Annotated in this window: 20 protein-coding genes; 15 read left to right on the top strand and 5 right to left on the bottom strand. The window is 58.7% G+C overall.

The genetic code is table 11. From position 1 onward, the window contains the following. Positions 1-312 precede the first annotated feature (312 nt). The 7 genes from ACX3YF_RS25530 to ACX3YF_RS25500 all read left to right on the top strand — a co-directional run bounded on the left by ACX3YF_RS25530 (position 313) and on the right by ACX3YF_RS25500 (position 6,461). Positions 313-2,877, top strand: a complete 2,565-nt coding sequence (locus ACX3YF_RS25530; RefSeq protein WP_458974522.1) for an S-type pyocin domain-containing protein — start codon at positions 313-315, stop codon at positions 2,875-2,877. Continuing rightward, complete coding sequence (locus ACX3YF_RS25525) at positions 2,874-3,149, top strand: bacteriocin immunity protein (RefSeq protein ID WP_130206202.1); 276 nt, start codon at positions 2,874-2,876, stop codon at positions 3,147-3,149. The genes ACX3YF_RS25530 and ACX3YF_RS25525 overlap by 4 nt, the downstream gene beginning before the upstream one ends. A 78-nt stretch (positions 3,150-3,227) precedes the next feature. Then, positions 3,228-3,704: a DUF6392 family protein gene (locus ACX3YF_RS25520; RefSeq protein WP_458974521.1), complete on the top strand. Its 477-nt coding sequence runs from the start codon at positions 3,228-3,230 to the stop codon at positions 3,702-3,704. Positions 3,705-4,053: 349 nt separating this feature from the next. Beyond that, positions 4,054-4,329 (top strand): bacteriocin immunity protein, encoded by a 276-nt coding sequence (locus tag ACX3YF_RS25515; RefSeq protein WP_130206198.1) that lies wholly within the window; start codon positions 4,054-4,056, stop codon positions 4,327-4,329. A gap of 14 nt (positions 4,330-4,343) precedes the next feature. Then, a complete protein-coding gene (locus ACX3YF_RS25510) occupies positions 4,344-4,604 on the top strand; it encodes a hypothetical protein (protein ID WP_343227679.1) in 261 nt (86 codons plus the stop codon). Next, positions 4,591-4,869: a bacteriocin immunity protein gene (locus ACX3YF_RS25505; RefSeq protein WP_458974520.1), complete on the top strand. Its 279-nt coding sequence runs from the start codon at positions 4,591-4,593 to the stop codon at positions 4,867-4,869. The genes ACX3YF_RS25510 and ACX3YF_RS25505 overlap by 14 nt, the downstream gene beginning before the upstream one ends. Before the next feature lie 89 nt (positions 4,870-4,958). Next, positions 4,959-6,461 (top strand): S-type pyocin domain-containing protein, encoded by a 1,503-nt coding sequence (locus ACX3YF_RS25500; RefSeq protein WP_458974519.1) that lies wholly within the window; start codon positions 4,959-4,961, stop codon positions 6,459-6,461. 95 nt (positions 6,462-6,556) lie between these two features. On the opposite strand, the gene ACX3YF_RS25495 is transcribed toward ACX3YF_RS25500, so the two are convergent. Then, the gene (locus ACX3YF_RS25495) at positions 6,557-6,979 is read right to left on the bottom strand and encodes a YciI family protein (RefSeq protein WP_130206192.1); all 423 of its coding nucleotides are present in this window, start codon (positions 6,977-6,979) and stop codon (positions 6,557-6,559) included. 325 nt (positions 6,980-7,304) lie between these two features. Between ACX3YF_RS25495 and tpx the strand changes: the two genes are divergently transcribed. The 7 genes from tpx to ACX3YF_RS25460 all read left to right on the top strand — a co-directional run bounded on the left by tpx (position 7,305) and on the right by ACX3YF_RS25460 (position 20,220). Continuing rightward, positions 7,305-7,805 carry a thiol peroxidase gene (tpx, locus tag ACX3YF_RS25490; protein ID WP_047528457.1) on the top strand — a complete coding sequence of 167 codons (501 nt, stop codon included), beginning with the start codon at positions 7,305-7,307 and terminating at the stop codon, positions 7,803-7,805. Positions 7,806-7,983: 178 nt separating this feature from the next. Further along, positions 7,984-9,300 (top strand): MdtA/MuxA family multidrug efflux RND transporter periplasmic adaptor subunit, encoded by a 1,317-nt coding sequence (locus ACX3YF_RS25485; protein ID WP_458974518.1) that lies wholly within the window; start codon positions 7,984-7,986, stop codon positions 9,298-9,300. Further along, positions 9,297-12,401 (top strand): MdtB/MuxB family multidrug efflux RND transporter permease subunit, encoded by a 3,105-nt coding sequence (locus ACX3YF_RS25480; protein WP_458974517.1) that lies wholly within the window; start codon positions 9,297-9,299, stop codon positions 12,399-12,401. The genes ACX3YF_RS25485 and ACX3YF_RS25480 overlap by 4 nt, the downstream gene beginning before the upstream one ends. After that, positions 12,398-15,505, top strand: a complete 3,108-nt coding sequence (locus ACX3YF_RS25475) for an efflux RND transporter permease subunit (protein ID WP_448647804.1) — start codon at positions 12,398-12,400, stop codon at positions 15,503-15,505. Before ACX3YF_RS25480 ends, ACX3YF_RS25475 begins: the two co-directional genes overlap by 4 nt. Next, positions 15,502-16,983, top strand: coding sequence for an efflux transporter outer membrane subunit (locus tag ACX3YF_RS25470; RefSeq protein WP_204149676.1), 1,482 nt, complete (start codon positions 15,502-15,504; stop codon positions 16,981-16,983). Before ACX3YF_RS25475 ends, ACX3YF_RS25470 begins: the two co-directional genes overlap by 4 nt. Before the next feature lie 289 nt (positions 16,984-17,272). Beyond that, entirely contained in the window at positions 17,273-19,354 is a 2,082-nt protein-coding gene (locus ACX3YF_RS25465) for a putative bifunctional diguanylate cyclase/phosphodiesterase (protein WP_448647805.1), read from the top strand. 119 nt (positions 19,355-19,473) lie between these two features. After that, on the top strand, positions 19,474-20,220 hold the full coding sequence (locus ACX3YF_RS25460; protein WP_130206180.1) for an SDR family oxidoreductase: 747 nt from the start codon (positions 19,474-19,476) through the stop codon (positions 20,218-20,220). 90 nt (positions 20,221-20,310) lie between these two features. Here ACX3YF_RS25460 and mapR read toward each other — a convergent pair whose 3' ends face one another. The 3 genes from mapR to ACX3YF_RS25445 form a co-directional block, all read right to left on the bottom strand. Then, a complete protein-coding gene (gene mapR, locus ACX3YF_RS25455) occupies positions 20,311-21,720 on the bottom strand; it encodes a GntR family transcriptional regulator MpaR (RefSeq protein WP_090469375.1) in 1,410 nt (469 codons plus the stop codon). A gap of 82 nt (positions 21,721-21,802) precedes the next feature. Further along, positions 21,803-23,233, bottom strand: a complete 1,431-nt coding sequence (gene ccoG, locus ACX3YF_RS25450) for a cytochrome c oxidase accessory protein CcoG (protein ID WP_458974516.1) — start codon at positions 23,231-23,233, stop codon at positions 21,803-21,805. A 195-nt stretch (positions 23,234-23,428) separates the two neighbouring features. Then, positions 23,429-23,662 (bottom strand): DUF3203 family protein, encoded by a 234-nt coding sequence (locus ACX3YF_RS25445; RefSeq protein ID WP_130206176.1) that lies wholly within the window; start codon positions 23,660-23,662, stop codon positions 23,429-23,431. A 120-nt stretch (positions 23,663-23,782) separates the two neighbouring features. Between ACX3YF_RS25445 and ACX3YF_RS25440 the strand changes: the two genes are divergently transcribed. Then, complete coding sequence (locus ACX3YF_RS25440; RefSeq protein WP_196586157.1) at positions 23,783-24,286, top strand: MgtC/SapB family protein; 504 nt, start codon at positions 23,783-23,785, stop codon at positions 24,284-24,286. Positions 24,287-24,412: 126 nt separating this feature from the next. Here the strand turns inward: ACX3YF_RS25440 and ACX3YF_RS25435 are convergent, their stop codons facing one another. After that, complete coding sequence (locus tag ACX3YF_RS25435; RefSeq protein ID WP_247255803.1) at positions 24,413-24,577, bottom strand: hypothetical protein; 165 nt, start codon at positions 24,575-24,577, stop codon at positions 24,413-24,415. Positions 24,578-24,642: the final 65 nt, after the last annotated feature.

The raw sequence follows: 24,642 nt of genomic DNA, 5'->3' as shown, positions 1-24,642 counted from the left end.
CACCTGACCGGATGGCACTTATGCAACCGTTAGCAACAAGCCGGGCTACTAAACCCGATCACTGACCATCAGTGACGCGAAGCAAGTTACCGAGGGCCTCCAGGGCGCACAAGCCGGCGGATTCTGGCGTAGTTGTAGGCAATGCCGCAAGGCGCTGCAGGGTCGTGGAAGCGGGCATTTTGATGCAAGACATCACGGTTTGGCGTCACCGAAAAATCCGGACATTCGATACAAATCCAATCCTATAAATATGTACCGCACCTGACCCACATCCCCTCGACAAGCTGCGCCTTACAGACAAGGAGAGACTGTATGGCACAAAACACATTAAACGATGGATCGTCGGGAGACGTAGTGATCAGGTCCGGGCCGCCGGCTTCGAGCGGTGGCGGTGGCGGAGGTAGTTTCGGCGGTAACCGAGTCGGTGCGTCAGGGGTATTTGGTGGGGTCAGTCAAAAAACTAAAAACGCGAGAAAACGTGTCAAGCAGGAGTACCTGGCCGCTGAGGCTCGAAAACGAGCACAGGCCGCGGCCGATGCGGCACAAGCGCAGGAGCATGCTCGTGTACTGGCGCGACAGCAACTTCTCGCGAGTTGGACGCCTCGCTATAACAGTTTTAGAGCAGTTATAGATCAACACTTCGCGGGCCGATCTGCGCAGTTGGCGTTATCGCTTGAGCAGGAAATTTTGGCGGCCCGTCGACCTCCTGTCCATGATTCGAGCGAACGCTGGCAACTGTACGTCATTACCAAAGAAAAAAGCGAAATCGACGGACTGATCGCCCGCAAGACATCGGAACTCGACGCAAAAAAAGGGGCAGCCCATTCATTCGATGGCCACGATGCGCTTACTCGTTCCGCGAGTGATTATCTTGCACGGCTGGACCAGTATGGCGAAGCGCTCAATAACGGGCATGAGGTTTGGGAAAGCGCCTACAACGCTGCCCATGAAGCAAGATTATTAACGGCCCAGATCAATGCGTTAGCGGAAAAATCCAGTGCGCTATCCAGGTTGCATGCTGAACAAACCATTGTCTGGCGGGAGCGGGAGGCGGTCTGGGAGCGACATCGCCAGATCGCCGAGCAACGTGATGCACGCATCAAGTTCAAGCAACAAGCCGATGGGGATGTGCGATTAGAGCGACTCCGGCAGGCCAATACCTTGAGTTTGCCTGCCGCGCCGCTAGTCAGTGCGTCGTCGATGCTGTTCAGTCCGAACGGGCTTTGGGTTGCGGGAGCAGCCGATGCAATGGCAGTCGCCATAGCGCGGGCGGTAATTAAATCAGGATTGGTAGCCGTTGGAAGGACCCTTTCCATTCGCCAAGTTGCGATATTTGTCACAGGGATGACCTATCCATCCGAACTGGGTAATGGAGAATTGTCACCCGAGCAAAGAACGCACTTGTTCCATGCTGTCGGAGTTCCAGCTCAAGTTTTGGACCTCTATGACAATCAAGAGCTGCAAGCGATCGCTGACTCTGGTGGCTCGGTGGAGGTCGAATACCGGCTCAAACCTTTAGCCGTACCAGAGGGCACTGCAATCATCGTCGCCAGTACCGGGGGCGAGATCGATTCACAAGTTCCGGTGGTGAATGGAGTATTGGATCCACTGACCGGTCTCTATACCGCCGAGATCCCGGGGGCAGCCACCCGGTACGTGCAATTCACCGCTGACGCCGCGTCCCAATCCAGCGTACCCGCTCAAACGAAATTGACAGTGACCGAACCGCAGGTTCAGGACGTCCCGCAAGGTGTCGATCTGCGTATTCAGGATTGCATTGTTTGTGTGCCCGGCCTTTCGCCGACATACCTGTCCTTCGATGTGCCTCCCATGGGCTCGGGCGTCGCCACCGGGACCGGGCAAATGGCCACGACGGATTGGTGGAAAGCAGCCAGCCAGGCAAAGGGTGCCGCCATCCCGGCGCAGATCGGTGATCAGATTCGAGGCAGGCAGTTCAAGACGTTCGATGCCTTTGATAAAGCGCTGTGGCGAGCGCTTGGTGAGCAAAGAGAGCTCACCGCTGCATTCGATGAAGTGAACAAAAAACGCATTGCACAGGGCTTTGCCCCTTATGCTCCAAAAAGTACCTGGGTAGGTGAAAACCGCGAGTTCGAACTGCGTTATCAGGAACGACCGCAATTCTGGTCTGACCCTTTCAATCTCGATCAAATCAGCATCAAGGTGCCGAACAGTGCCGAGGGTTGGATTGGAGTCGTACCTGCCGTTGTACCCTGGCCGATTCCGTCGACCAACAGCTGGAAACCCTTGGTGCCGCCGGGCAGCGAACACCTCGGATCGACGACATCGCCGATCACACCGACCGACCCGTTGGTTTATCCCGGCAGCCCGGCCATCCCCGTCCTACCGCCAATCGAGACGTTTCCGGCTGTCGATGAGGGGGAGATTGGTGCGAGTATTCCGGGGTTTCCGGGGGATATGGAATTGCCTTCGCCGGATGCCCTGTTTCGTGATCGACGGGATGATCCGGGGGTTGCGACCGGAGTGGGGAAAGCGGTTTCGGGGGTATGGTTGGGGGAGGCTGCGCGAGCGCAGGGAGCGCCTATACCTTCGCAGATTGCTGATCAGTTAAGAGGGCGTGAGTTTGCTAATTTTCATCGGTTCAGGGAGGCGTTTTGGAAGGCTGTTGCGGCGGACACGATTTTAAGTGCTCAATTCAGTGCTACCAATCTGAGATTTATGGGCAAGGGTATTGCGCCCTTCCCGAGCACGAATGATCAGTATGGTGGTCGAGTAAAATTCGAGCTTCATCATCAAGTGGAGATTGCGCAAGGAGGAGCGGTCTACGACATGGAAAATATTGTCGTAATGACACCGAGACGACATGTTCTAGAGCATAAAGGAGGAACACAACCATGAAAGAAAACTCACGTCTCGAAGACTACACGGAGTCTGAATTTTTGGAGTTTCTTAGAGAGCTTTTTGAAGGTGGAGGAGATTTGACTGCGGATGAATTTGATAAATACATGCTAAAACGCATCAAACACTTTGAGCTGGTCACCGAGCATCCAAACCGTTCAGACGTCATCTTCTACCCAAAGGAGGGCCAGGAAGACAGTCCCGAAGGCATCCTGAAAGAAGTCAAAGAATGGCGTGCCGCCAATAATAAACCTGGGTTCAAGCCTGAATAACTCACACCTCGACGAAGGCAACATCGAGATTGGGTGCGAGAGGTTACATGCTCTTCATAAACAACAGGGGTGGTACTAATGGACGCGGCAAAAGTCATGGAACTGATAGCAGGAGTTGGTCGCACATATAAGTCGTTGATGGCAAGCGGAATCATTCCTGCCCAATCTCTTGTTGAACTCTATCCTGGGTCTAATCGGCTGGATCTTGAGGTCGAAGATGGAGTAGAACTGACGTTTTGGTATGAAACTAAAGTGTTGGATAGTTTATTTTTCACTTTGAAGGAAACAATGCCTACTACGGTGAGATATAAAGGCGACCTTCCTGCTCCCTACAGAATGGCCATGACCCAGTCCGATGTGCATGCGCTCTTCGGTCAACCAATGGAATCAAGAGGTCCAATCAAAATGCCAGAACCTATGGGCCAAACAGGTGGATGGGAATCCTATCTGCTGGATCCTGTTGTTTTTCCAGGCAAGAAGGTCGTATTTCAATATACAGCGGCAATGGAAGTTAAAACCTTGGTCTTTACATTGGTCGATAAAGATCATGATTAAAACCTTGCTGTAACGGCTGAGTTTTGTGAGCAGTTGTTCAGGGGTGTAAAATGCGGGCTTGATGAATATTAGCTCGTCTAAATATAACGTTGTTTTCCGTTTTCGGATATTCGATCCTGCCGCTAATCGAGATGATTGCGGCTATTGATGAGGAGGAGACGGGGGCTGGTATTTCAGGTTTGTGGTTTTTTGGGCGCGCTTCATTATCGGAAATGAATTGAGTGCGAATTAAAGTCGAAGCTTGCCATTTCGTAGAGGTTGCCCAGCGAAGCGGAGTTTTCGAAGCGGACAATTTTGTTGTAATGACACCAAGACGGTGCATTGATTTTCATGGGCGAGGAAATTAATCATGATTTTCAAAGAGGAACTTGAAGACTACACAGAAGCTGAGTTTTTGGAGTTTTTACGCGGCCTTTATGAGGAGCGAGACGACTTGTCTGCAGAAGCGTTTGATAATTTCATCGCCAAGGGGGTGCAGCATTTCGAATGGGTAACCGAGCATCCAGACCGCTCGGATGTGATCTTTTACCCAAGAGAAGGTCAGGAAGACAGTCCCGAAGGCATCCTGAAAGAAGTCAAAGCATGGCGTGCCGCCAATAATAAACCCGGCTTCAAGCCAGAATAATTCACATCTCTACGATGGCAGCTGCTTGGAAGGCTGTTGCGGCGGACGCATTACTAAGTACGCAATTTAATAAAGGTAACCTCGAAAGAATGCGAGATGGTTCAGCTCCATATCCCACGTTGATTGATCAAGCAGGAGAGCGGAAGGCATTCGAGCTCCATCATCAAATTGAAATTTCAAAAGATGGCGCTGTTTATGATCTGGATAATTTATTGGTAATGACCCCTATACGTCATATTCGACTGCATAAAGGTAACCATAATGATCTCTTTTAAAGCGAAGCTCGAGGATTACACTGAGGCGGAGTTTCTGGCTTTTTTGGGCGAGTTTTTTCATCAGGCAAGCAATTTAAAAGGACGAGCGCTTGAGGAGTATCGAGACAGACTCTTAAGCCATTTTGAGTCAGTCACAGAGCACCCAGGCCGTTCAGACGTCATCTTCTATCCAAGAGAAGGTCAGGAAGACAGCCCCGAAGGCATCCTTAAAGAAGTCAAAGCATGGCGTGCCGCCAATAACAAACCCGGCTTCAAGCCAGAATAATTCACAACCCTACGATGGCATCTGCTCTTGATCGAGCAGATGTCTTCGTCTTCGGCAACTCGCCCGAGAAAAACAAGGAAGAACCAAGGATGGAACTTAAAGCAACACTCAAGGAATACACAGCTTTGGAGTTTGAGGCATTGGTCGAAAAAATCTGGGCCGTGGATCTACCCAAGCGAGAACATGACGACCTGATCAATTATTTCGACCGCATAGTCGGCCATCCCCAAGGTGCGGATTTATTGTTTTATCCCGATGAAAGATTCGGCTCCAATAGCGCGGTTTGGGTTGTGTACGCCGTTAGCGACTGGTACCAGAAACAAGGCATGGTTGCATTCAAGGGCGTATCGTCATCCGTATCACCTCCACCGTTAGCGATGAGCCCAATTGCCCGTGCCTTCGCTGAAGTGCAAAAAATTGCTTCAGATTTGGCCTTGTTGGATCAGGCAGTCAAGCAAGCCTTTGAAAAATTTGAACAGGCTGTCCTGTACTTTAGAGGCCTTCAAGGTACCCAACTGGAAATATCCGTACAGGAAGCGAACATTCGCAATCTCGAACGAGCCCATCGTGAAACCAGGAGCGCGGCCAGAACGTTCGAGTTTCGGAAAACATGGATTGAATTAGCCAAAAGCAGAGCACAGGATGACCTGACTTATGCCCGATCCGAACACGCGCAGTGGCAAAACATCGCTCAACAGATCAACACAACACATATTCAGTACCTTGCGCGATTGGCGGACATTAACCAGCGCCACCCTGTTGTTCATGTTGAAGCAGAAGCGATGCTGAACACCGCGCAGCAACATTTGATCCGTTCACGAAGCCTCGCCAAACTTGGTCCGGCCCATGCTGCTTGTGTAATTAATGGGTCATTGAACTTTATCGGCAAACGCCCTGCCTTGCTGCTTCAAGGCAAGTCATCAGCGTTGGAGTTGTCGCAACAGGTTGATCTGCAAAAATCCATCCGCTCGGCGGTGGCTGAATTTTCATGGCAGAACACTACTGGTGCTCCACTCGCCACCCAGTGCGCTCCTGTGCTGCATTTCGGATTTTCCAGTCGTGCAGATGCCCAGATTTACGGCCTTGGCACGCCGTTGTCAGAACTGGTACCTATCGAAGGTATGGATTGGCAAGCACTGGCACGGAACAGGGCGGAGATAGAGATCCCATTCAGGATGAGTTCCGCCGTCATTACCGCCACACCTGGCGCCTCGCTCCTGGGCATACAGGGTATTAGTTCCATGTCGCAGGTTTTCGTCACTGCGTCTTTATCTGGACACTCAACTCCCAAAGTGCGGGTCAGGTCGGCATATCCAGGCCAAGGGGTGAACACCTACAGTTTTACTGCTGATGGCGCAGCGCCGGTTACGATTTCCTGGGCCGGCGAGATTTCTCTTGAAAACAACGAACCTGGGAACTGGCAACAATCACGTTCGTTGCTTTTTGTTGTATCTCCTCCCGTCCCGGTTCTGACGCCCTTGGGCAATAACGAAGGTGTCCATTTTGACGACTACATTGTGGTTTTCCCTGCCGCGTCAGAGCTGGATCCTGTTTATGTCATGTTTAGAAACCGACATGAGTATCCCGTCTAGCAGGTGATCGTCGAGCATTCGATCACGTCCATTGAGGCGGGTAATGCCCGGGACGTGATCGCACGAATCGTCGTTACCTGCTCAGGCACAAATATTCAGCACTTCTTCTGCCCAAACGCCCGCTCTTCCTGCTCTCGCAGTTCCGGCGTGAACTCCTCGCCGAAATCCTCCATCTCGAACACCTGCCGAATCTCGATCTCGGCCTCAGTACCCGGCATCGGATTAGGGCAGCGCTTGACCCACTCGATGGCCTCTTCTTTGGATTTCACCTGCCACAGCCAGTAGCCGGCGATCAGTTCCTTGGTTTCGGCGAACGGGCCGTCGATCACCGTGCGCTTGTCGCCCGAGAAGCGCACGCGGGCGCCTTTGCTGCTGGGGTGCAGGCCTTCGCCCGCGACGAGGATGCCGGCCTTGGCCAGCTCTTCGTTGTAATTGCCCATGGCGGTCAGCAATTCGTTGCTGGGCATGACGCCGGCTTCGGAGTCCTGACTGGCTTTGATGATGATCATGAATCGCATGGTTTCGATCTCCGCTGAATTTGAGTGATTCAATTTATAGTCGTATGGCGGAGCACCCAATCGACACTGTTGCGAAAAAATTCGCCAACGGGGTCGATGCGTGTCTTTCGTGATGAACGCCGGGTGGCGGCTGGGGAGGGCGATTGCTTATCGGGGCGGGCAAGCCCCGCTCCCACAGGGTTTTGTGGTGATTGTGCAAGCGCGGGATTTCAGATTGCTCGACGACTGTTCACAATTTGTATCCAGAGTAGGTCGTCCGACCATTTCGTGGTTAACTTCGACCTCTTCAAATTTCTCTACCACAACGTTCAGAAGGACTCCGTTCATGGCTCAAGTCACTCTTAAAGGCAACCCGGTTCAAGTCAACGGCCAACTGCCTCAAGCCGGTTCCAAGGCGCCAGCCTTTTCCCTGGTTGCCGGCAATCTGTCCGACGTCTCCCTGAAGGACTTCGCCGGCAAGCGCAAAGTGCTGAACATCTTCCCAAGCGTCGACACTCCGACCTGCGCCACCTCCGTGCGCAAGTTCAACGCCCAGGCCAATGACGTCGCCAACACCGTGGTGCTGTGCATCTCCGCTGACCTGCCGTTCGCCCAGGCCCGTTTCTGCGGCGCCGAAGGCCTGGAAAACGTACAGAACCTGTCGACCCTGCGCGGTGCCGAGTTCATCGAGAACTACGGCGTGGCCATCGCTGACGGCCCGCTCAAAGGCCTGACTGCCCGCGCCGTGGTGGTGCTGGACGAGAACGACAACGTCCTGCACAGCGAACTGGTCAAGGAAATCGCTGAAGAACCGAACTACGAAGCGGCACTTGCTGTACTGAAATAAGCCTGCGTTTACATTTGTTAACGGCCTGGCCCTCCCCAGGCCGTTTTCATTTGTGTTTCAGTGTCTTGGATAAATCTCCTGATACGTAAGCCGAAAGTAAATTGCCGGTAAAGGCGCTTTGCTTAAGACCCGCCAGTGCTTATCGTTCAGCCTCATGTAAAAGAAGCCCACGCGCCTAATGGTTGATCACTCAATGCAATCCTCCGCCCCCCGTAGTCCCCGTCGCTGGCTGTTTGGCCTGCTTGTCCTGTTGGTCATCGCTGGTCTGTGCTGGAAATTCTGGCCCGGCGGCGCTGTGCCGAAAGACGCTGCGGGGCAAAAAGCCGTTGCCGGACACACGGGCAAGTCAGGCGCGATGCGGCCAGGGTTCGGCGGTGCGACCGGGCCGGTTCCGGTGCGAGTGGCACCCGCAGTCAAGGGCGACTTCCCGCTGTACTACAAGGCGCTGGGCACTGTCACGGCGCTGAATACCATCAACGTGCGCAGCCGCGTTGGCGGTGAGCTGGTCAAGATCTATTTCGAAGAAGGGCAGATGGTCAAAGCGGGCGACCTGCTGGCCGAGATCGACCCGCGCCCCTACCAGAACGCCTTGCTCCAGGCCGAAGGGACCTTGCTGCAGAACCAGGCACAGCTGAAAAACGCCCAGGTGGACGTCGAGCGTTATCGCGGCCTGTACCGCGAAGACAGCATCGCCAAGCAAACCCTGGACACCGCCGAAGCGCTGGTAGGTCAGTTCCAGGGCACGGTCAAGACCAATCAGGCGGCGGTCAACGACGCCAAGCTCAATCTCGAATTCACCCGGATCCGCGCACCGATCGCCGGGCGCGTCGGTCTGCGGCAACTGGACGTCGGCAACCTGGTGGCAGCCAACGACACGACGGCATTGGCGGTCATCACCCAGACCCAACCGATCAGCGTGGCCTTCACCCTGCCGGAAAACAGCCTCGAGGTCGTGCTGGCCCGCTATCGCAGCGGCGCCAAGCTGCCGGCCGAGGCCTGGGATCGCGGTGACACCAAATTGCAGGCCACCGGTGTGTTGCAGAGCCTGGACAACCAGATCGACGTCACCACCGGCACCCTGAAATTCAAGGCGCGGTACGAAAACCGTGACCAGTCGCTGTTCCCCAACCAGTTCGTCAATGTGCGCCTGCTGGCCGACACCCTCAAAGACGTGGTACTCGCGCCTTCCGCGGCGATCCAGTTCGGCACCAATGGCACCTTCGTCTATGCCCTGGACGGCGACAAGAAGGTCAAGATTCGCCAGTTGAAAATCGGCGCCAGCGACGGCGAGAACACTGTGGTCACCGAAGGCCTTTCCGCAGGTGATCGCGTGGTGCTGGAGGGCACCGATCGCCTGAAGGACGGCAGCGACGTGGAAGTGGTCAACACCCCCGAGGACGTGCCGACCAGCCCGGCCGGCCACCTGCAAGGCAAATCGGCGGCAAACGGCGCTGAGCCGGCGACCACCGACAAGGCGAAAAAGGGCGGCGCATGAATCTCTCGCGGCTGTTCATCCTTCGCCCGGTAGCGACCACCCTGAGCATGCTGGCCATTATTCTGGCCGGTGTAATCGCTTATCGACTGTTGCCGGTCTCGGCATTGCCCCAGGTCGATTACCCGACCATCCGCGTGATGACGCTCTATCCCGGCGCCAGCCCGGACGTCATGACCAGTGCCGTGACTGCGCCGCTTGAACGTCAGTTCGGGCAGATGCCCGGCCTGACACAAATGGCGTCCACCAGCTCTGGCGGCGCCTCGGTACTGACCCTGCGTTTCAGCCTCGACATCAACATGGACGTCGCCGAGCAGCAGGTGCAAGCCGCGATCAATGCCGCGACCAACCTGTTGCCCAAGGACCTGCCGGCACCTCCGGTGTACAACAAGGTCAACCCGGCCGATACGCCGGTGCTGACCCTGGCCATCACGTCCAAGACCATGCTGCTGCCCAAGCTCAACGACCTGGTCGACACGCGCATGGCGCAGAAGATCGCCCAGATCAGCGGCGTCGGCATGGTCAGCATCGCCGGCGGCCAGCGTCAGGCAGTGCGGATCAAGGTCAACCCCGAGGCCCTGGCGGCCAACGGCCTGAACCTGTCGGACGTGCGCACGCTGATCGGCGCCTCCAACGTCAACCAGCCCAAGGGTAACTTCGATGGCCCGACCCGGGTTTCGATGCTCGATGCAAACGATCAACTGACCTCGCCCAAGGACTACGCCAACCTGATCCTGGCTTACGCCAACGGCGCGCCATTGCGTCTCAAGGATGTGGCCGAGATCGTCGACGGTGCCGAGAACGAACGCCTGGCGGCGTGGGCCAACGAAAACCAGGCGGTGCTGCTGAACATCCAGCGCCAGCCCGGGGCCAACGTCATCGAGGTGGTTGACCGGATCAAGGCCTTGTTGCCGAGCATTACCGACAACCTGCCGGCCGGCCTCGACGTGACCGTGTTGACTGACCGTACCCAGACCATCCGCGCCTCGGTCAAGGACGTGCAGCATGAGCTGCTGATCGCCATCGCGCTGGTGGTGATGGTGACGTTCCTGTTCCTGCGTCGGGCAAGCGCCACGATCATTCCGTCGGTGGCCGTGCCGCTGTCGCTGATCGGCACCTTTGGCGTGATGTACCTCGCGGGCTTCTCGGTCAACAACCTGACCCTGATGGCCCTGACCATCGCCACCGGTTTCGTGGTGGACGATGCAATCGTCATGCTGGAGAACATTTCCCGATTTATCGAAGAGGGCGACAGTCCGCTGAATGCGGCGCTCAAGGGCGCCAGGCAGATCGGCTTCACCCTGATTTCCCTGACGCTGTCGCTGATCGCGGTGTTGATCCCGCTGCTGTTCATGGCGGACGTGGTGGGGCGGTTGTTCCGCGAGTTCGCCATCACCCTGTCGGTGGCGATCCTGATTTCCCTGGTGGTGTCCCTGACCCTGACGCCGATGATGTGCGCGCGGCTGCTCAAGCGTGAACCCAGGGAAGAAGAACAAGGCCGTTTCTATCGCGCCAGTGGCGCGTTCATCGACTGGATGATCGCGGCCTATGGGCGCAAATTGCAGTGGGTGCTCAAGCACCAGCCACTGACCCTGTTGGTGGCCATCGCCACCCTGGCGCTGACGGTATTGCTATACATGGTCGTGCCCAAGGGCTTCTTTCCGGTACAGGACACCGGGGTGATCCAGGGGATTTCCGAGGCGCCGCAGTCGATTTCCTTCGCCGCGATGAGCGAACGTCAACAGGAACTGGCCAAGGTGATCCTGGCTGATCCCGCTGTCGAAAGCCTGTCGTCGTATATCGGCGTCGATGGCGACAACTCGACGCTCAACAGCGGTCGGTTGCTGATCAATCTCAAGTCCCACAGCGAGCGCGACCTGAGCGCAACGGCGGTGATCGCCCGATTGCAACCGGAGCTGGACAAACTGGTCGGCATTCGCCTGTTCATGCAGCCGGTGCAGGATTTGACCATCGAGGACCGTGTCAGCCGTACGCAATATCAGTTCAGCATGTCGTCGCCGGACTCCGAACTGCTCAGCCTGTGGAGCGGGCGTCTGGTCGAGGCCCTGGCGCAACGGCCGGAGCTGACAGACGTCGCCAGTGATTTGCAGGACAAGGGCTTGCAGGTCTATATGGTGATCGACCGGGATGCCGCGTCGCGGGTCGGGGTCTCGGTGTCGAACATCACCGATGCGCTGTATGACGCCTTCGGCCAGCGGCAGATTTCCACCATCTATACCCAGGCCAGCCAATACCGCGTGGTGCTGCAATCGCAGTCCGGGGAGAAGATCGGCCCGCAGGCGCTGGAGCAGATCCACGTCAAGACCACCGATGGCGGTCAGGTGCGTTTGTCCAGCCTGGCGCACATCGAAGAGCGCCAGGCGCAACTGGCGATCACCCATATCGGCCAGTTCCCGGCGGTGATGATGTCGTTCAACCTCGCGCCCGGCGTGGCGCTGGGGCATGCGGTGCAGATCATCGAGCAGGTGCAGAAGGACATCGGCATGCCGATTGGCGTGCAGACCCAGTTCCAGGGTGCGGCCCAGGCTTTCCAGGCGTCGCTGTCGAGTACCTTGCTGCTGATTCTGGCGGCGGTGGTGACCATGTACATCGTGTTGGGCGTGCTGTACGAAAGCTACATCCATCCGATCACCATTCTTTCGACCCTGCCCTCGGCGGCGGTCGGCGCGTTGCTGGCGTTGATCCTCAGCGGCAATGACCTGGGCATGATCGCGATCATCGGCATCATCCTGCTGATCGGCATCGTGAAGAAGAACGCGATCATGATGATCGACTTCGCCCTGGACGCCGAGCGCAATCAGGGCATGGACCCGGAAACGGCGATCTATCAAGCCGCCTTGCTGCGCTTTCGGCCTATCCTGATGACCACCCTGGCGGCCCTGTTCGGTGCGGTGCCCCTGATGTTGGCCACCGGTTCCGGGGCGGAATTGCGCCAGCCGCTGGGCCTGGTGATGGTGGGCGGCTTGTTGGTCAGTCAGGTGCTGACGCTGTTCACCACGCCCGTGATCTATCTGTATTTCGACCGCCTCGGTCGGCGCTGGGGCCGCAAGCCTGAGTCCGTGGAAGCGGTAGAGCAGCCATGAACCTTTCCGGTCCTTTCATCAAGCGCCCGGTCGCGACCATGTTGCTGAGCCTGGCGATCATGCTGCTGGGCGGTGTCAGCTTCGGCCTGTTGCCGGTGTCGCCGCTGCCACAAATGGACTTTCCGGTGATCGTGGTGCAGGCCAGCCTGCCTGGCGCCAGCCCGGAGGTCATGGCGTCCACCGTGGCCACGCCGCTGGAGCGTTCCTTCGGCGCCATCGCCGGTGTCAACACCATGAGCAGCCGCTCCAGCCAGGGCTCGACCCGGGTGATCCTGCAATTCGACCTCGACCGCGACATCAACGGCGCGGCGCGGGAGGTGCAAGCGGCGATCAACGCCTCGCGTAACCTGTTGCCCAGCGGTATGCGCAGCATGCCGACCTACAAGAAGGTCAACCCGTCCCAGGCGCCGATCATGGTGTTGTCGCTGACCTCGGATGTGCTGGAAAAGGGCCAGCTCTACGACCTGGCTTCGACCATCCTGTCCCAGAGCCTGTCCCAGGTGCAGGGGGTCGGTGAGGTCCAGATTGGCGGCAGTTCGCTGCCGGCGGTGCGCATCGAACTCGAACCCCAGGCGCTCAATCAGTACGGCGTGGCGCTGGACGATGTGCGCAACACCATCGCCAATGCCAACGTGCGCCGGCCCAAGGGCTCGGTGGAGGACAGCCAGCGCTTGTGGCAGGTCCAGGCCAACGATCAACTGGAAAAAGCCAAGGACTACGAATCGCTGATCATTCACTACGCCGACGGTGCAGCCTTGCGCCTGAAGGATGTGGCCAAGGTCAGCGACGGCGTCGAGGACCGCTACAACAGCGGTTTCTTCAACAACGATTCGGCGGTGTTGCTGGTGATCAACCGGCAGGCCGGCGCCAACATCATCGAGACGGTCAACGAGATCAAGGCCCAGTTGCCGGCGTTGCAGGCGGTGCTGCCGGCCAGCGTCAAACTGAACCTGGCCATGGACCGCTCGCCGGTGATCAAGGCCACGCTGCACGAAGCGGAGATGACCCTGCTGATCGCCGTGGCCCTGGTGATTCTGGTGGTGTTCCTGTTTCTCGGTAACTTCCGAGCGTCGCTGATTCCGACCCTGGCAGTGCCGGTGTCGCTGGTCGGCACCTTCGCGGTGATGTACCTCTATGGCTTCTCGCTGAACAACCTGTCGTTGATGGCGCTGATTCTGGCCACCGGGTTGGTGGTGGACGATGCCATCGTGGTGCTGGAGAACATTTCCCGGCACATCGACGAAGGTGTACGGCCAATGAAGGCCGCGTACCTCGGTGCCCAGGAAGTCGGTTTCACCCTGCTGTCGATGAACGTGTCGCTGGTGGCGGTGTTCCTGTCGATCCTGTTCATGGGCGGGATCATCGAAAGTCTGTTTCGCGAGTTCTCGATCACCCTGGCGGCGTCGATCGTGGTGTCGCTGGTGGTCTCGCTGACGCTCACGCCGATGCTTTGCGCGCGTTGGCTCAAGCCCCATGTGCCGGGCCAGGAAAACCGCTTGCAGCGCTGGAGCCGGCAGGCCAACGAATGGCTGGTCGGAAAATACGCGACGAGCCTCGACTGGGTGCTGCGTCATCGGCGGTTGACCTTGTTGAGTCTGTTGGTGACCGTTGGCGTCAACGTTGCGCTGTACGTGGTCGTGCCGAAAACCTTCATGCCGCAACAGGACACCGGCCAGTTGATCGGTTTTGTGCGCGGCGATGACGGCCTGTCGTTCAGCGTGATGCAGCCGAAAATGGAGATATTCCGCCGCGCCGTGCTCAAGGACGAAGCCGTGGAAAGCGTCGCCGGTTTCATCGGTGGCACCAACGGCACCAATAACGCTTTCATGCTGGTGCGTTTGAAACCGATCAAGGAACGCAATATTTCGGCGCAGAAAGTCATCGAACGTCTACGCAAGGAAATGCCCAAGGTCGCTGGCGCGCAATTGATGCTGATGGCCGACCAGGACCTGCAATTCGGTGGTGGTCGCGAGCAGACCACGTCGCAGTACTCCTACATTTTGCAAAGCGCCGATCTTGGCGAGTTGCGCGAGTGGTACCCGAAAGTCGTCACGGCGCTGAGGGCGTTGCCGGAGCTGACCGCGATTGACGCCCGTGAAGGCCGTGGCGCCCAACAAGTGACCTTGATTGTCGACCGCGACCAGGCCAAGCGCCTGGGGGTCGACATGAATATGGTCACGGCGGTGCTGAACAACGCCTACAGTCAGCGGCAGATTTCCACCATCTATGACAGCCTCAACCAGTACCAGGTGGTGATGGAGGTCAACCCGAAATATGCCCAGGACCCGATCACCCTCAAGCAGGTTCAGGTGATTACCGCTGCCGGTGCGCGGATTCCGCTGTCGACCATCGCTCACTACGAAAACAGCCTGGAAGATGACCGGGTCAGCCACGAAGGGCAGTTCGCCTCGGAAAGCATCTCCTTCGACATGGCCGAAGGGGTCACGGTGGAGCAGGGCACGGCGGCCATCGAGCGAGCGATTGCCAGGCTGGGGATGCCGGAAGACGTGATCGTGAAAATGGCCGGCACCGCCGATGCCTTTGCCGCCACCCAGAAGAGCCAGCCGTTCATGATCCTTGGCGCGCTGGTGGCGGTGTATCTGGTATTGGGTGTGCTGTATGAAAGCTACATCCATCCGCTGACCATTCTGTCGACCTTGCCCTCGGCCGGGGTCGGTGCGTTGCTGTCGATCTATGCCCTGGGCGGGGAGTTCAGCCTGATCTCGTTGCTGGGTCTGTTCCTGCTGATCGGCGTGGTCAAGAAAAACGCCATCCTGATGATCGACCTGGCCCTGCAGCTCGAACGCCAGCAAGGCATGGCGCCGCTGGAGTCGATCCGCAATGCCTGTCTGCAACGTTTACGACCGATTCTGATGACCACCCTGGCGGCGATCCTCGGCGCCTTGCCGTTGTTGCTCAGTCGTGCCGAAGGGGCGGAAATGCGCCAGCCACTGGGCCTGACGATTATCGGCGGGCTGATCTTCAGCCAGGTGCTGACCCTTTACACCACCCCGGTGGTTTACCTCTATCTCGACAAGCTGCGCCATCGCTTCAACCATTGGCGTGGGGTGCGTACCGATGCTGCTCTGGAAACTCCGCTATGACTGACCGTTCGCTTTACAACCTCACTGCACCGATGATCGCGGCTCGAGGCTCGCGTTTGTTGAGCCTGTCGCTGTGTGTGGCGATGCTCAGTGCCTGCGCCGTCGGCCCCGATTACCAGCGCCCGCCAACCGCCGCGCCGGCGCAGTACAAGGAAGCCGCCGGCTGGCGTCAGGCCAATCCCAGCGATTCCCTGGCGCGCGGCGCGTGGTGGGAGTTGTACGGTGATCAGCAACTCAATGGGCTGGTCGAGAAACTCAATGCGTCCAACCAGACCGTGGCCCAGTCCGAAGCCCAGTATCGCCAGGCCCAGGCCCTGGTGCGCAGCGCCCGAGGTGCGTTTTTTCCGACGGTGGACCTGACCGTCGGCAAGAACCGCTCCAGCCAGGGCACCGGCAGCAGCAACTCCAGCCTGTCCAGTTCTTCCAGCGGCATTCGCGACACCTACACCGCCCAGGCGGGGGTGAGTTGGGAAGCGGATGTCTGGGGCAAACTGCGCCGTGGCCTGGAAGCCGACACTGCCAACGCCGAGGCCAGTTTTGCCGATCTGGCGGCGATGCGCCTGAGCCAGCAGTCGGAACTGGTGCAGAACTACCTGCAATTGCGCGTGATCGATGAGCAGAAACGCCTGCTGGAGGCGACCGTCGAGGCCTATCAGCGTTCGCTGAAAATGACCGAGAACCAGTACCGCGCCGGGGTTTCCGGCAAGGACGCGGTGGCTCAGGCGCAGACGCAACTCAAGGGTACCGAGGCAGACATGGTCGATCTGATCTGGCAGCGCGCCCAGTTCGAAAACGCCATTGCCGTACTCGTCGGTCTGCCGCCCGCTGAGTTCAGCCTGGTGGAAATCAACAGCATCCCGGCATTGCCGCAAGTGCCACTGAGCCTGCCTTCGCAATTGCTGGAACGACGCCCGGACATTGCCTCCGCCGAGCGTTCGGTCATGGCCGCCAACGCCAACATCGGCGTGGCCAAGGCGGCCTATTACCCGGACCTGACGCTGAGCCTGAATGGCGGGTACAGCAGCAGCACGTACTCCAACTGGATCAGCCTGCCTAACCGCTTCTGGTCGGTCGGCCCGCAACTGGCCATGACCTTGTTCGACGGTGGCCAGCGTTCGGCGGAAGTGGACCGCAGCGAAGCGGCCTACGATGAAACCGTGGCCAAGTACCGCCAGACGGTGCTCGACGGTTTCCGTGAAGTGGAAAATTACCTGGTTCAGCTCAAGGTGCTGCAAGACGAAGCGGTCGTACGTCAGCAGGCACTGGATGCGGCCCGTGAGTCGTTGCGTTTGACCCAGAACCAGTACAAGGCCGGGTTGATCGCGTACATCGATGTGGTGGTGACCCAGGCGGCGGCCCTGAACAATGAGCGCAGCAGCCTGAACCTGCTGCAAAGTCGCTTGATTGCCAGCGTGCAGTTGATTGCGGCGTTGGGTGGCGGCTGGGATGGCCAACTGCAGGTCAGCGACAATATGTAGGCGCTGGCTTGCCAGCAACGGCATTGTGTCAGGCGCCATCCATTTTGAATCGGCTGCCCGCATCGTCGGAACGCCGCCCGGACCAGGCTCGCCCCCACAAGTCGCTGCGCCTCACCCAATCACTTCAGGAGTTGAGCCCAGTTAAGGTGAAACCTTAAAACAAGCGTTTCATCGGACTGCTGGCCTTTTGCTAATTTTGTGAGTGCGTTCTGAATTGGAATCAGTACAATCGCCGGATTTGCCCTGCCGAGAATGAATTCCATTACGGAGGGTGTTGGCGAGAAGTCTCATGCTCATCGGCAGTTATTCCCCCACGCTGGTTATCATCTCCCTTTGTGTCGCGATTCTTGCTTCGTACACGGCCCTCGACTTGACCGGACGCATTGCCACGGCCAAGGGACGGGCCGTGCATTTATGGACGGCGGGTGGCGCTTTTGCCATGGGCATTGGCGTGTGGTCGATGCATTTCATCGGCATGCTCGCGTTCAAGCTGCCCATCGACCTGGGCTACGACCTCACCTTGACGGTGTTGTCGCTGTTGATCGGCATCCTGTCTTGCGGCTTTGCCCTGTGGCTGGTCAGTCAGCCGCAGCTGCCGGCCTGGCAACTGGCTTTCGGCGCCCTGGCGATGGGGACCGGGATCAGTGCCATGCATTACACCGGCATGGCGGCCATGCGCATGCAGCCCGGTATCGATTACGACCCGACGCTGTTCAGCGCATCACTGCTGATCGCAGCGGGCGCCTCCGGTGCGGCGCTATGGATCGCATTCCGCCTGCGCCAGCACGCGCCGTATGTGCGCCTGATTCGCGGCGGTGCGGCAGTCATCATGGGGATTGCCATCGTTGGCATGCATTACACCGGCATGGCCGCTGCGCGTTTTGCGGATGGCAGCTTTTGCGGCGCTGCCGTCAATGGCTTGAATGGCAAAGGCCTGGACAACCTCGTCCTGATCACCACCCTGGCGGTGTTGAGCATTGCCTTGCTGACGTCGATCCTCGATGCGCGCCTGGAGGCCCGCACCGCCGGCCTTGCCCAGTCGCTGACCGAAGCCAACCGCGAACTCACCCAATTGGCCCTGCACGACACCCTGACCGGGTTGCCGAATCGGGTCCTGCTGGCCGATCGCATCGAGCAGGCGATGTCCAGGGTGAACGCCGAGGGTGGTTGTTTTGCGTTGATGTTCATCGATCTGGACGGCTTCAAACCGGTCAATGATGCCTTTGGTCATCATATGGGTGACCTGTTGTTGTGCGAGGTCAGCCTGCGTTTGCGTGAAGACCTGCGTAGTCAGGACACCCTGGCGCGAATCGGCGGCGATGAGTTCGTGCTGCTGGTGCAACTGGGCGAGCAGATCGACGCCATGGGCCTGGCGGCGCGCCAGGTCGGATTGATCGCCCGTCCGTTCCGGGTCGCCGAACATGACGTGCAGATCTCTGCCAGCATCGGCATTGCGCTCTATCCGGGCAATGGCCAGACCGTCCATGAGTTGCTGATGAATGCCGATGCGGCGATGTATCACGCCAAGGGTGCAGGCAAAAACGGCTACAGCTTTTTCGATGCCTCGATGAACAGCAACGCGCGCAAGCAGCTGCAATTGCTGCAGGACCTGCGCAACGCGCTGGACCGGAACGAATTCAGCCTTCACTACCAGCCCAAGTTCGATGCCGGCAACGGTCGGCCGGTCGGTGCCGAGGCGTTGTTGCGCTGGCAGCACCCGACGCAAGGCATGTTGCTGCCGGACAAGTTCATCGAACTCGCCGAAAAGACCGGGCTGATCATTCCGATTGGCGACTGGGTGCTCAATGAAGCCTGCCGCCAGATGCGTGAGTGGTACGTGCTCGGCTACACCGACTGGCGCATCGCAGTGAACCTTTCCGCCATGCAGTTCTGCCATGTCGGCCTGGTACAAAGTGTCGCCAAGGCGCTGAGCACGCACCGTCTGCCGGCCAACAGCCTGACCCTGGAAATTACTGAAACCACGGCCATGAGCGATGCCGATGCGAGCATGACGGTGCTTCAGGCGCTGTCGGACATGGGCGTTGACCTGTCCATCGATGATTTCGGTACCGGCTATTCCAGCTTGATGTATCTCAAGCGTCTGCCGGCCAACGAACTGAAGATCGACCGTGGTTTTGTGCGGGATCTGGAGCGAGACAGCGACGACGCCGCCATCGTTTCCGCCATTGTCGCCCTGGGCCAGGCGCTGGGCTTGCGGATCGTCGCCGAAGGCGTGGAAACCGGGATGCAACAGGACTTCCTGACCCAACTCGGTTGCGACTCATTGCAGGGTTACCTGCTCGGGCATCCATTGCCGGCCGAGCGTTTCATCGTGGAAATTCACCGTTCGGAGCAATCGGCCGTCGTCTGATCGGTGGCGAGGGAACTAGCTCCCTCGCCATATCGACTGGCAACAGACCGATGCAAAAACCGAAGAGGACGGTTATCCTTCCCCCCGGATCGCTTACGCTTGAAACGGGGAAAGCTTGTATGGACAAAGTCATCGTTATCACCGGCGGCAGTCGCGGCATCGGTGCCGCCACAGCCCTGTTGGCCGCCGAACAAGGTTACCGGATCTGCATCAACTATCAGGCAGATGAACAAGCGGCCCAGAGTGTGCTGGATAAAGTCCGCGCACTGGGCGCTGAAGCCATCGCCGTGCGTGCCGATGTCAGCATCGAAGATGAAGTGATCGCGCTGTTTCACCGGGTCGATACGGAGCTCGGCCGGGTCACCGCACTGGTGAACAACGCCGGCACCGTGGGCCACAAGTCCCGTGTCGACGAAATGTCCGAATTCCGTATCCTCAGAACCCTCAAGACCAATGTGCTGGCACCCGTCCTGTGCGCCAAGCACGCGATTCTGCGCATGTCGCCCAAGCACGGCGGGCAGGGCGGCAGCATCGTCAATGTGTCTTCGGTCGCCGCCCGCCTGGGCGCGCCCAACGAATACGTCGACTACGCCGCTTCCAAGGGTGCGCTCGACACCTTCACCATTGGCCTGTCCAAGGAAGTGGCCGGCGAAGGCATCCGCGTCAACGCCGTACGCCCCGGCTACATCTACACCGATTTCCATGCACTGAGCGGCGATCCTGATCGGGTCAGCAAACTGGAGTCGGCGATACCCATGGCCCGGGGAGGGCGTCCGGACGAAGTGGCGGAGGCGATTGTCTGGTTGCTGTCGGACAAGGCTTCCTATGCGACCGGGACTTTCGTTGATTTGGGCGGTGGACGTTAGACCTCTGGATTGTCGCTCCCACAATTGACCGTGTCGTCCTGTGGGAGCGAGCCTGCTCGCGATAGCGTCCTTTCAAGCGACATCTGAACGTCAGAAGGACCTGACAATCCGCCCCAACGTCTCCATTGCCTTTTCCGCAGCCTCGTTCCACGGGCTCCCGTAATTCAAGCGAATGCAATTCCTGAACCTTTGGGTCGGCGAGAATATAGGGCCCGGCGCGATGCTGATGCCCTGGGCCAACGCCATCTGAAACAACTTCAGCGAGTCCATCTGCTCCGGCAGTTCCAGCCATAAAAAGTACCCGCCCGCTGGCTGACTGACGCGAGTCTGTGCCGGGAAATAGCGGGCAATGGCTGCGAGCATCGCGCTTTGCTGTTCTTCCAGCGCGTACCGCAGTTTGCGCAGGTGCCGGTCGTAGCCGCCGTGCTGCAGGTAGTCGGCGATGGCGGCCTGCGCCGGCATCGAGGCGCAAAGCGAGGTCATGAGCTTCAGCCGTTCGATTTTTTGCGCGTAGCGGCCGGCGGCCACCCAGCCGATGCGATAACCGGGTGCAAGGCTTTTGGCGAAGGAGCCGCAATGCATCACCAGGCCTTCGGTATCAAACGCCTTGGCCGGTTTCGGTGCCTGTTGACCGTAATACAACTCGGCGTAGACATCGTCTTCGATCAGCGGTACCTGGTGGCGGCGCAGCAGCTCCACCAGCTCCTGTTTTTTCGCCTCGGGCATGGTGGCGCCCATGGGGTTCTGGAAACTGGTCATGCACCAGCACACCTTGATCGGGTGACGTTCCAGGGTTTGTGCAAGGACGCCGAGGTCGATGCCGTCGCGCGGATGCACCGGGATTTCCACGGCTTTGAGTTTCAGTCGCTCGAGGATTTGCAGGCAGGCATAGAACGCCGGGGCTTCGATGGCCACCAGGTCGCCGGGTTGGGTCACGGCTTGCAGGCACAGATTCAGCGCTTCCAGTGCGCCGTTGGTGATCAGCAGTTCTTCCATGGGCAGCATCAGCCCGCCGACCATGTAGCGCAGGGCGATTTGCCGACGCAGTTGCGGGTTGCCCGGCGACATGTCGGTCACGACCATGCGCGGGTCCATCGCGCGGCTGGCACTGGCCAGCGACCGCGACAACCGTTGCAATGGAAACAGGGTCGGGCTGGGGAACGCCGAGCCGAATGGCACGGTGTTTGGGTCCTTGATCGAGTCGAGGACCGAGAACACCAGTTCGCTGACATCGACTTCGGTCGATTCGTTGACCTGGCTGCTGATCTCCGGCTCGGAAAACGGCCGCGGTGCATGGGCATTGACGAAATAGCCGGAGCGCGGCCGGGCGCGGATCAAGCCGCGGCGCTCAAGCAGGTAGTAGGCCTGGAACACCGTGGAGGGGCTGACGCCGTAGGTCTGGCTGGCGTAGCGTACCGATGGCACGCGCTGCCCGGGGCCGAGAACGCCGGAGCGGATCAGTTCAGCGATGTCATCGGCGAATTTTTCGTAGCGTTTCATCGGTATCCCGCGATGGAATCGAATCGAATGACTGTGGCCAGGGCGCTTGTTCCCTGACCACAAAGGTTTGCATCTTAAAGACTCAACGGTTCATTGGCGCTACAAAGCGACTTTTGGCCACGCTGTAGATGCCGGGCTCGTCGCTGTCGACGATTTTGAAGCTGATGCTTTTCGAGCTGCTTTCCGGCCGTTGCGTCGTCATTGCCACCGACACCGGCACATCGACGATCTCGCCGGGCGCCAGGCTCAGTTCGGTTTTGCCCTGTAATTGGAAACCGTCGCCGTCGACCAGCGTCAGGTGGTAGTCCTGGCGCTGCTGGGTCTTGTTGATCACTTTCAGGCTGTAGATGTTTTCGATCTGCCCCTGACTGTTCTCACGGAACAGGCCGCGGTCCTTGCTCACGTCCAGCGACACCATTGGTCGTTCGACCAAGGCCAGCACCAAAGCGCCGATCATCACCAACAGCACGGCGGTGTAGCCGATCAGCCGTGGCCGCAACAGGTGAGTCTTGCCACCTTGCAACTGATGCTCCGAGGTGTAGCTGATCAGCCCGCGAGCGTAGCCCATTTTGTCCATGATCGAATCACAGGCGTCGATGCACGCGGCGCAGCCGATGCACTCCATCTGCAAGCCGTCGCGGATGTCGATGCCGGTTGGGCACACTTGCACGCAGAGTTGGCAATCAATGCAATCTCCCAGCCCGACTTGCGCCGGTTTGACCTCACGCTTGCGCGGGCCACGGTTCTCGCCACGGGCGACGTCGTAGGAAATGGTCAGGGTGTCTTTGTCGAACATCACGCTCTGGAACCGCGCATAGGGGCACATGTGCATGCACACCGCTTCACGCAGCCAACCGGCATTGATATAGGTGGCGCCGGTGAAGAACAACACCCAGAACAGGCTGACGCCACTCAGCTGCAAGGTCAGCAGTTCTTCGGCCAGCGGCCGGATCGGCGTGAAGTAGCCGACGAACGTCAGACCGGTCAGCAGGCTGATGGCCAGCCACAGCGAGTGCTTGGCCGAACGGCGCATCAGTTTGTTCAAGCCCCAGGGCGCGGCTTGCAGTTTGATGCGCTGGTTACGTTCGCCCTCGGTGATTTTCTCGCACCACATGAAGATCCAGGTCCAGGAGCTTTGCGGGCAGGTATAGCCACACCAGACCCGGCCGGCGAACACGGTGATCGCGAACAGCCCGAACGCGGCAATGATCAGCAGGGCCGAGAGCAGGATGAAATCCTGTGGCCAGAACGTCGCGCCGAAGATGTGGAATTTGCTTTCGGACAGGTCCCAGAGCACCGCCTGGCGGCCACCCCAGTTCAGCCACACGGTGCCGAAGAACAGCAGAAACAGAAAGCCGGCACCGCTCATGCGCAGGGTGCGGAACAAACCGGTGAAGCTACGGGTATGGATCAGGTTGTCACTGGTCTTGACCTTCATCTTTGGGCGTGAAGGTTCATGGATTCTTACGGTCGGGGCACTTTCTATGGTTCGGACGGGGATTCTCTCGCTCATGGTCTTTCGCTCATCAGCCTCCATCAGGCATGAGCACTATGAGCGGCCATCTGTTTGCATAACAGACTCAGGTATTGCAATAAAAACCGGATCAGATGGGCGCCCCGCGCACCCCTGCGACAAGTTGAAGCACCTTTCGCAACGGGACGCAGGCGGCTATATCAGGTGTTTGCAGCCGATGTTGATCCGGGTCAGTCAAATCACCGAATCACTGTCCGTCGTCTTCAGGTGTCGGCGACCGTCGACCGCACCTGCTACGGTCAATGCGTCGGCTTCTGCTTCGGTGATGTAAATGTGCTGGCCGTTGATGTCCACCGCGGACATGGCTTTTTCCCCGTCGGTAACGATGGTGACGTCGGTGCACAGACGAATTTCTTCGCCGTCTTCGGTGGTAAAGAAGCAAGTCTGGTTTTCGATGCGCACGGTCATGGAGATGTCCTTCTTTCAGCGGGATCTACAGTGTTAGGGCACGCCCGGCGGTCATCGTTCTGTGCAACCGATTAATGGTCGTTGCTGTCCACCTTCCAAGACCTTCTCAAGGACAACGCCATGAACGCCTGGTGGCACGAAGTCTGGGTGACCCTGCAAGCCGAATTCGCTGACATCGCAGATGCCTCGCAATTGACACGCATCACCGTGCGCCTGCTGATCGCCGCGACCCTGGGCGGCATTCTCGGTTTCGAGCGCGAGAGCAAGGGCAAGGCCGCCGGAGTGCGCACCCACATGCTGGTGGCACTCGGCGCGGCGCTATTCGTATTGGTGCCACAGATGTCCGGCTCCCAGGCCGATGCCATGAGCCGGGTCGTGCAGGGCGTCATCGCCGGCATCGGCTTCCTCGGCGCCGGCACCATCCTGAAAAACCACGAAGGCGACGAAGGCCACGTCAAAGGCCTGACCACCGCCGCCGGCTTATGGATGACCGCCGCCATCGGCGTGTCCGCCGGGTTGGGCAGGGAGGCGACGGCGGTGTTCAGTACGGTGTTGGCGTTGGTGATTTTCAGTGTGATGCCGAGGATCGTGAAGGTGCTCGAAAGGAAGAACGACCACCTGTAGGAGCGAGCCTGCTCGCGATGGTCGTTAACGATGACGCGGAAAACCAGACACTCAGCGGCGCTCGTTTTTCCATTTCAATCGGGCTCGGTCCTACAGGTGCAACGGTGAAAGATCGTCAGCCTATGGTCATTCCGGCGTAACTATCACCGGCGGCATGGTGTCAGGCGGTTCTTCCCGTGGTGGCGTGGTGCCGGGCGGATCCTGCTCGGGCACAGGTTGCGGGTCGGTCGGCGGGATCACCGGATTGTCGATATTCGGATCGGGTGTTTCGCCCGGGAATGGATTGGTCATGGTCTAGCCTCCAGTGGCACATGGCGTGAGTCGTGCTTAAGTTGATTGACCGCCACACCACGGAT

It is taken from the genome of Pseudomonas fluorescens group sp. PF-69 (assembly GCF_054481235.1).
This window is presented reverse-complemented; position numbering and strand designations above follow the sequence as displayed.

What these genes read in the sequence shown, in the direction of transcription:
- ACX3YF_RS25480 (WP_458974517.1), top strand. Translation starts at nt 9,297, where the DNA reads ATGAATCTCTCGCGGCTGTTCATCCTTCGCCCGGTAGCGACCACCCTG.
- ACX3YF_RS25465 (WP_448647805.1), top strand. Translation starts at nt 17,273, where the DNA reads ATGCTCATCGGCAGTTATTCCCCCACGCTGGTTATCATCTCCCTTTGT.
- ACX3YF_RS25530 (WP_458974522.1), top strand. Translation starts at nt 313, where the DNA reads ATGGCACAAAACACATTAAACGATGGATCGTCGGGAGACGTAGTGATC.
- ACX3YF_RS25510 (WP_343227679.1), top strand. Translation starts at nt 4,344, where the DNA reads ATGGCAGCTGCTTGGAAGGCTGTTGCGGCGGACGCATTACTAAGTACG.
- tpx (WP_047528457.1), top strand. Translation starts at nt 7,305, where the DNA reads ATGGCTCAAGTCACTCTTAAAGGCAACCCGGTTCAAGTCAACGGCCAA.
- ccoG (WP_458974516.1), bottom strand. Translation starts at nt 23,233, where the DNA reads ATGAGCGAGAGAATCCCCGTCCGAACCATAGAAAGTGCCCCGACCGTA.
- ACX3YF_RS25485 (WP_458974518.1), top strand. Translation starts at nt 7,984, where the DNA reads ATGGTTGATCACTCAATGCAATCCTCCGCCCCCCGTAGTCCCCGTCGC.
- ACX3YF_RS25520 (WP_458974521.1), top strand. Translation starts at nt 3,228, where the DNA reads ATGGACGCGGCAAAAGTCATGGAACTGATAGCAGGAGTTGGTCGCACA.
- ACX3YF_RS25435 (WP_247255803.1), bottom strand. Translation starts at nt 24,577, where the DNA reads ATGACCAATCCATTCCCGGGCGAAACACCCGATCCGAATATCGACAAT.
- ACX3YF_RS25470 (WP_204149676.1), top strand. Translation starts at nt 15,502, where the DNA reads ATGACTGACCGTTCGCTTTACAACCTCACTGCACCGATGATCGCGGCT.
- ACX3YF_RS25500 (WP_458974519.1), top strand. Translation starts at nt 4,959, where the DNA reads ATGGAACTTAAAGCAACACTCAAGGAATACACAGCTTTGGAGTTTGAG.
- ACX3YF_RS25475 (WP_448647804.1), top strand. Translation starts at nt 12,398, where the DNA reads ATGAACCTTTCCGGTCCTTTCATCAAGCGCCCGGTCGCGACCATGTTG.
- ACX3YF_RS25460 (WP_130206180.1), top strand. Translation starts at nt 19,474, where the DNA reads ATGGACAAAGTCATCGTTATCACCGGCGGCAGTCGCGGCATCGGTGCC.
- ACX3YF_RS25515 (WP_130206198.1), top strand. Translation starts at nt 4,054, where the DNA reads ATGATTTTCAAAGAGGAACTTGAAGACTACACAGAAGCTGAGTTTTTG.
- ACX3YF_RS25525 (WP_130206202.1), top strand. Translation starts at nt 2,874, where the DNA reads ATGAAAGAAAACTCACGTCTCGAAGACTACACGGAGTCTGAATTTTTG.
- ACX3YF_RS25495 (WP_130206192.1), bottom strand. Translation starts at nt 6,979, where the DNA reads ATGCGATTCATGATCATCATCAAAGCCAGTCAGGACTCCGAAGCCGGC.
- mapR (WP_090469375.1), bottom strand. Translation starts at nt 21,720, where the DNA reads ATGAAACGCTACGAAAAATTCGCCGATGACATCGCTGAACTGATCCGC.
- ACX3YF_RS25445 (WP_130206176.1), bottom strand. Translation starts at nt 23,662, where the DNA reads ATGACCGTGCGCATCGAAAACCAGACTTGCTTCTTTACCACCGAAGAC.
- ACX3YF_RS25505 (WP_458974520.1), top strand. Translation starts at nt 4,591, where the DNA reads ATGATCTCTTTTAAAGCGAAGCTCGAGGATTACACTGAGGCGGAGTTT.
- ACX3YF_RS25440 (WP_196586157.1), top strand. Translation starts at nt 23,783, where the DNA reads ATGAACGCCTGGTGGCACGAAGTCTGGGTGACCCTGCAAGCCGAATTC.